At 73.7% G+C, this 6,457-nt stretch carries 8 protein-coding genes; 4 read left to right on the forward strand and 4 right to left on the reverse strand.

The features are described 5' to 3' along the window. Nucleotides 1-132 precede the first annotated feature (132 nt). Both AC07FV_RS07510 and AC07FV_RS07515 read left to right on the forward strand, forming a co-directional pair. Nucleotides 133-1,356 (forward strand): MalY/PatB family protein, encoded by a 1,224-nt coding sequence (locus AC07FV_RS07510; RefSeq protein WP_479085382.1) that lies wholly within the window; start codon nt 133-135, stop codon nt 1,354-1,356. A gap of 11 nt (nt 1,357-1,367) precedes the next feature. Beyond that, a complete protein-coding gene (locus AC07FV_RS07515) occupies nt 1,368-1,754 on the forward strand; it encodes a PPOX class F420-dependent oxidoreductase (RefSeq protein WP_479085384.1) in 387 nt (128 codons plus the stop codon). Between the two features lie 7 nt (nt 1,755-1,761). Here the strand turns inward: AC07FV_RS07515 and AC07FV_RS07520 are convergent, their stop codons facing one another. Continuing rightward, nucleotides 1,762-2,175: a Zn-ribbon domain-containing OB-fold protein gene (locus AC07FV_RS07520; RefSeq protein ID WP_366767137.1), complete on the reverse strand. Its 414-nt coding sequence runs from the start codon at nt 2,173-2,175 to the stop codon at nt 1,762-1,764. A gap of 150 nt (nt 2,176-2,325) precedes the next feature. Then, nucleotides 2,326-3,072 carry a TetR family transcriptional regulator gene (locus AC07FV_RS07525; RefSeq protein WP_479085385.1) on the reverse strand — a complete coding sequence of 249 codons (747 nt, stop codon included), beginning with the start codon at nt 3,070-3,072 and terminating at the stop codon, nt 2,326-2,328. 130 nt (nt 3,073-3,202) lie between these two features. On the opposite strand from AC07FV_RS07525, the gene AC07FV_RS07530 reads away from it, so the two are divergent. Both AC07FV_RS07530 and AC07FV_RS07535 read left to right on the forward strand, forming a co-directional pair. Further along, a complete protein-coding gene (locus AC07FV_RS07530) occupies nt 3,203-4,063 on the forward strand; it encodes an ATP-grasp domain-containing protein (RefSeq protein ID WP_479085387.1) in 861 nt (286 codons plus the stop codon). A gap of 1 nt (nt 4,064) precedes the next feature. Beyond that, entirely contained in the window at nt 4,065-4,562 is a 498-nt protein-coding gene (locus tag AC07FV_RS07535; RefSeq protein ID WP_479085389.1) for a flavin reductase family protein, read from the forward strand. A gap of 77 nt (nt 4,563-4,639) precedes the next feature. On the opposite strand, the gene AC07FV_RS07540 is transcribed toward AC07FV_RS07535, so the two are convergent. Further along, nucleotides 4,640-5,023, reverse strand: a complete 384-nt coding sequence (locus tag AC07FV_RS07540; RefSeq protein WP_479085390.1) for a hypothetical protein — start codon at nt 5,021-5,023, stop codon at nt 4,640-4,642. A 333-nt stretch (nt 5,024-5,356) separates the two neighbouring features. Further along, nucleotides 5,357-6,274: a MurR/RpiR family transcriptional regulator gene (locus tag AC07FV_RS07545; protein ID WP_383638326.1), complete on the reverse strand. Its 918-nt coding sequence runs from the start codon at nt 6,272-6,274 to the stop codon at nt 5,357-5,359. Nucleotides 6,275-6,457: the final 183 nt, after the last annotated feature.

A 6,457-nucleotide genomic window follows, 5' to 3' on the forward strand; every position in this document is an offset into this window, starting at 1 on the left:
CACCGCCGCGGGGGCCTCCGGACGTCGAGCGCCCTCCTCCCATACGCGGCCGGGCGCGCCGGTGTTCACCGGCCCCGCGCTCTCGTCCGGCCGGGGGCGCGTGATCCCCCGCGGCCCCCTATGTTGAGCCCCATGACCAGCATCCCGCAGCCTCCGCCCGCCGGCCCGAACCCCCTGCGCGCGCTCACCCTCGACCAGCTGCGCCGCCGTACGAGCATGAAATGGCGCACCTACCCCCCGGACGTGCTGCCGCTGTGGGTGGCCGAGATGGACGTGCCGCTGGCCGACCCCGTCGTGCGCGCCGTCACCGAGGCCGTGCGGCTCGGTGACACCGGCTACCCCGCCGGCACGGCCTACGCCGAGGCCCTGGCCGCCTTCGCGGGCGAGCGGTGGGGCTGGGACGGCCTCGCCGTGGAACGCACCGCGATCGTGCCGGACGTGATGCTGGGCGTCGTCGAGATGCTCCGGCTGGTCACCGGGCCCGGCGATCCGGTGATCGTGAACCCGCCGGTGTACCCGCCGTTCTACCAGTTCGTGGAGCACATGGACCGGCGGGTCGTCGAAGCACCGCTCGGCGCGGACCTGCGGATCGACCTCGACGTGCTGGAAGAGGCGTACCGGCGGGCCGTGGCCGACGGCGGGCGCGCCGCCCACCTGCTGTGCAGCCCGCACAATCCGACCGGCACCGTGCACACCGCCGACGAACTGGCCGCCGTCGCCGCCCTCGCGGAGCGGTACGGCGTGCGGGTCGTCGCCGACGAGATCCACGCGCCCCTCGTCACCGCCGGCGCGCGTTTCGTGCCGTACCTGAGCGTGCCCGGCGCCGAGCGGGGCCTCGCGCTGATGTCGGCGTCCAAGGGCTGGAACCTGGCCGGGCTCAAGGCGGCGCTCGCCCTGGCCGGGCCCGGTGCCGCCGCCGACCTGGCCCGGATGCCGGAGGAGGTCGGTCACGGGCCGAGCCACGTCGGCATCCTCGCCCACACCGCGGCCCTGCGCGACGGCACCGACTGGCTGGACGCGGTGCTGGCCGGGCTGGACGAGAACCGGCGGCTGCTCACCGGCCTGCTGGCCGAGCACCTCCCCGGCGTGGTCCACCGCGCCGGCGAGGCGACCTTCCTCGCCTGGCTCGACTGCCGCGCGCTCGGCCTCGGCGACGACCCTGCGGAGGTCTTCCTCGGCCGCGGCCGGGTGGCCCTCAGCTCCGGCGTCCCCTTCGGCGCCGGCGGTGCGGGGCACGTGCGCCTGAACCTCGCGGCCTCGCCGGAGGTGCTCACGGAGGCGGTACGGAGGATGGCGGCCGCCCTCGACCAGGACGAGGGGGCCGGAACCCGCCGCGTACCGGGGGCCGGCGCCTAGACTGCCGGATCATGGACGACGCTTCCCTGGACCGGCTCGGCGCCGGCAAGTACCTGCTGGTCACCACCTACCGGAAGAACGGCACCCCGGTCGCCACCCCGGTGTGGGTCGTGCGCGACGGGGACGCGCTGGGCGTGTGGACGGCGGCCGACTCCTGGAAGGTCAAGCGGGTCCGCAACCGCGCGGACGTCCTGATCGGCCCGTGCGACGTGCGCGGCAGGGCCACCGGCGAACAGGTCCCGGGGACGGCGGAGATCTGCGACCCGGCCGCCACCGGCCGCTACCGCCGGCTGATCGCCCGCAAGTACGGCGTCCTCGGCCGGCTCACCCTGCTCGGCAGCCGGCTGCGCCGGGGTCTGGACGGCACCGTCGGCATCCGGATCGTCCCGACGCCCTGACCGGTCCTCAGGTCCAGGCGCGGTACGGCTCGTCGACCAGCTGGAAGACGGGTTCGCCCCGCACCGGGTCCTTGGCCGTGGACAACCGCACCCGGTCGCCGCTGTGGATGCCGATGAGCGGGCCCATGACGCGGCCGCGCAGCACGAAGCCCTCGGCCATCTCGATCAGGGAGACGTTGCGCGCGGCCGGGGTGTTGCGGTGCACGACCGTGGCGTGCCGCACCGTCCCCGCGCCCTCGCTCCGCTCCGTCCGCAGCTCGCTGCCGCGGCAGACCGGGCACAGCACCCGGTGGTACATGGTCGTGCCGCACCAGGTGCAGCGCTGGAAGACGATGGCCTCGGTGCCCGGCGCCTCGGGGTCGAGCAGGCCCGTCGCGGAGCCGGCTGCCTGCTGGGCGACGTTTCCTGAGTGGTGGTACACGCTGCAACTCCCTGCACTCGGGCCGGAATCCCGCGTGCGCGGTCGACCGGGCACGCGTGTGCGCGGTCGCCGTGCCGCCGTGCACGCCCACAGGGTATGGCACTCAGTGCCAGGCGTAAAGGCACTCCGTACCCTCAATTGTCGAGGTCGTCAGCCGTCCCGTCCTTCGGGGGCGAACGCGGTCTCGACCTCCCGCACCAGCTGCCACAGCGGCGTCCCGCGCCGTGCCACGACGACCACCACGTCGTCCGCCGGCCCGGCCGGGGGCGCGGCGGGCACCTCGCCGAAGGTGGACTGCGCGTACCGCAGCGCGTGGTCCACCGCGGCGCCCGCGTCGTCCCGGCCCTGTGAACGCAGCCAGGAACGAAGGGCGTTGTTGTGCGCCGCGACCACCGCGGCCGCGATCACGTCGGCCCGCAGGGTGCCGTCGGGCAGCCCGCCCAGGCGCCCGCGCAGGTACTCCGCGAGGGCGCGCTCGTAGCGCCAGACCACCGAGAGCTCGTAGGCGCGCAGCCCGGGCACCTTCTTGGTGAGGTGGTAACGCTGCACCGAGAAGGCCGGGTTCTCGGCGTACATGCGCAGCACGAGCCGGGCCGCGTCGCAGACCCGCCGCACCGGGTCGGCCTCGCCCGGGGAGTCGGCCAGGAAGGCCGTCATGTCCGCCAGGCACCTCTCGTGGTCGGGGAAGACCACGTCCTCCTTGGAAGGGAAGTAGCGGAAGAACGACCGCCGTCCGACACCGGCGAGCGCGACGATGTCGTCGACGGTCGTCTGTTCGTAGCCCCGCTCCAGGAACAGCCGGAAGGCCGCCGCGACCAACGCCTCCCGCATCGGCGGCCGGGTGCCCGCCGCGTCCGCCCGGTCCCCGCGGCGGGGCGCCGCGCTGCTGGAACTCATGGAGGGGAAAGTAGCAGCTCACCGACGTGTATGGCACTCAGTGCAGCCATCGGGGGGAACTGAGTGCTGCCCTCGCCCGACGGCACCGGTCGCATACGATCATTTCCGGTCAGCCCTCGAGGAGTTCCGCATGCCGTCCGCCCGCCCCCGCCTCCTGTACGTCACCGACCTCGCCTACGAGGCCCGCGGACGGCGCTACTGCGACGAGGACATCTTCCTGACCTCGCGGCTGCGCGAGGACTTCGATCTGGCCCTGTGCCACCCGGGGGAGGCGGCGGCGCTGCTGGACGCCTTCGACGCCGTCGTCGTCCGCAACAGCGGTCCGGTGCTGGGCCACCAGGAGGCGTACGACGCCTTCCGCCGACGGGCGGCCGAGCGCGGCACCCGTGTCTACAACCAGCTCACCGGCCGGGCGGACATGGCAGGGAAGCAGTACCTGATCGACCTCACCGCCGCGGGCCACCCGGTGATCCCGACCGTCGGCGGGTCCGAGGACCTCCACCTGCTGCCCCCGGCCGACGAGTACGTGGTCAAGCCCCGGCTCGGCGCGGACTCGGTGGGGCTGCGGATCGTGGCCGCGGACCGCGTCCGGGAGGTGGTGCGCGCCGGGGCCGGGGACCTCCTCGTCCAGCCGCGCATCGACTTCGCCCACGAGATCTCCTTCTACTTCGTCGACCACGACTTCCAGTACGCCCTCTACGCCCCGCGCCCCGACCGGCGCTGGCAGCTGGAGCCGTACGACGCGTCCGAGCGGGACCTGGCCTTCGCGCGGCGCTTCATCGAGTGGAACGGCATGGATCACGGCATCCAGCGCGTCGACGCCTGCAGGGCCCCCGGCGGCGAGCTGCTCCTGGTCGAGCTGGAGGACCTGAACCCCTACCTGTCGCTGGACGCCCTCGACGAGGCGGGCCGCGACGCGTTCGTCACCGCGCTGCGGGCCGCCCTGCGGCGCCTGCTCGCCACCGGAACCGCCCCGGCCGACAGGACCTAGCATGGCCGCCATGGACGCGTTCCTCACCCGGCTCGACCCGGAGATGTGCGTGGTGACGGCCGAGGCGGACGGGGAGCGGGCGGGCTGTCTGGTCGGCTTCTCGTCGCAGTGCTCCCTCGATCCCGTGCGCTTCGTCGTGTGGCTCTCCGAGGTGAACCACACCTTCCGCGTGGCCCGGTCCGCCGACGTCCTGGCCGTCCACCTGCTGGCCCGCGACCGGCGTGCCACGGCCGAGCTGTTCGGCGGGCGGACCGGTGACCGCGTCGACAAGTTCCAGCGGGTCGGCTGGCGCCGGGGACACGGTGGCGCGGTCGTGCTGGAGGACGCCGAGGCGCGGTTCGTGGGCCGCGTCGTCGAGCGGGTCCCCGGAGGCGACCACGTCGGTTTCGTCCTCGACCCGGTCGAGTGGGGCGGCCGGGAGGCGTCCGACGCGCCGCCGCTCCGCCTCGCGGACACCCGCACCATCCGGCCGGGGCATCCCGTGGACCGAGAGGGCTGAGGGCTGAGGGCTGTGGACCGAAGGGTGAGGTCCGAGCGCCGCGGAACGTCCGCGGCCGCCGCCGGGGTGCCGTCGGGTCAGCGCCCGGTGGTACCCCGCTCCACCAGGGCGTCGGTGACGGCCCGCACGCTGCGCGCGATGTGCTGCAACTGAAGGACCTCCGCCGCGTAGAGCTTGATGGTGTGCTCGATGACCGACTCGGGCAGACCGAGCCGCGGCAGGTCCGCCCGGGCCGTCTGCAACGCCGTGCGGGCCACCCGCACCTCGTGCTGGACCTGGATCTGCGCGTGGCGGGCGAGCAGCACCGGGTGGCGGATCAGCGCCGGGTAGCCGGCGTAGCGGGCCGGCACCAGCTCACGCAGCCACTTGGCCGCCGAGCGCTCCCAGTCGTAGCTGCCGGGGGTCTTCACCTGGCAGGGCCAGTCCGGACTCAGGCGCGTGGTCGTCAGGGTCATGATCATCGCTTCCGTGTGCGGCGTCGACGGGTGGGGCGACGGGTTGGGGCGGTCCCGGTCCAGGGGACGACCGGGACCGCCACGGGCGCTCGCGCAGGCGATGCCCGACGGAACACCCTGAGTGCGCCGGAGCGGGTAGGAGTCGGCGGCCTGGGGTGTTCACGCAGGTGCGGACGCGCTCCGGGGCGGCCGGGTCGCGATCCGTGAGCAGTATTTATATATGCCATCCGCTTTGCAAGACGTATGAAAACATTCATGCCTGCTGTGACCCGGAAGGTCCCGTCCGTGCCGGCCGATCACCGTGCGGATCCCGTGAATCCCGTGAAGGAAGCGGCCGGCTCAGTCCCGGAAGAAGAACTGGTGCTGTTCGGCGACCTGCTCGTACTCCTCCAGGCGGGCCTGTGTGCGCTCGGGATCGGCGTCCGTCATGGCCTGGAGCAGGGCCGCGCACATCACCCCCGGCGCCGCGTAGGAGTCGAAGACCAGGCGCGACCCCGTACCGGTCGCGAAGGTCACGTCGGCCTCGTCCACCAGCGGGCCGAGCGCCAGGTCGGTGATCAGTGCCACCTTGAGCCCGGCGCCGCGGGCCACCCGGACGGCGCCCAGCGTCTCGTGGGCGTGCCGGGGCATGGAGAAGGCCAGCACCCAGGTGCCGCCGGCTTCCCGGGACTGGAGCAGGGCGTCGTAGGCGACGCTGCCGCCCCGCGTCACCAGCCGCACGTCGGGGTGGACGCGGCGGGCGGCGTAGGCGAAGTACTCGGCGAGCGAGACGGAGATCCGCAGACCGAGGACGGTCAGGGGCGCCGAGGCGGCCAGCTTGCGGCCGAGGTCGATCACCCGGTCGGCGTCGGCGAAGTCGCGCCGCAGGTTCTCCAGGTTCTCGATCTCGGCGTCGACGGCCGCCTGGAGTTCGTTGCCCCGGTTCTCCTCGGCCGGGGCACCGCCGCGGCTGCCCAGCGCGATCGACTGGAGCCGCTCCCGCAGCGCCGGGTAGCCGCTGAAGCCGACCGCCGAGGCGAACCGCGTCACCGACGGCTGGCTCACGCCCACCCGGTCGGCGAGGTCGGTGATCGACAGGAACGCCGCCTCGGGGAGGTGCTCGATCAGGTACTGCGCGATGCGCCGCTGTCCCGGGGAGAGGCGGGGCCGGTCGAACAGCGTCCTGAGCCGGGACGTGGCGGAGACCTCCGCCTCGGGTGCCGCCCGTCCCGAGGTGATCGCCGATGCCTGCGCGCGTGTCTGCTGCGGCGATGGCACGGGTGCGCCTCCTTTGTCTCCCACGGAGGTCAACATAGCTCACTCCCCGTGTCCGGCAGGGTGGCGTCACAGGCCGCTGCGCCGGGCGCGGGGGGGGGGGGGGGGGGGGACCAGGGAAAGCACTCGCACAAGGGGGGGGGGGACCATACTCCCCGAGGAACCCGCACCCAGCAACAGTAGCAA

It is taken from the genome of Streptomyces sp. NPDC045956, assembly GCF_056430705.1.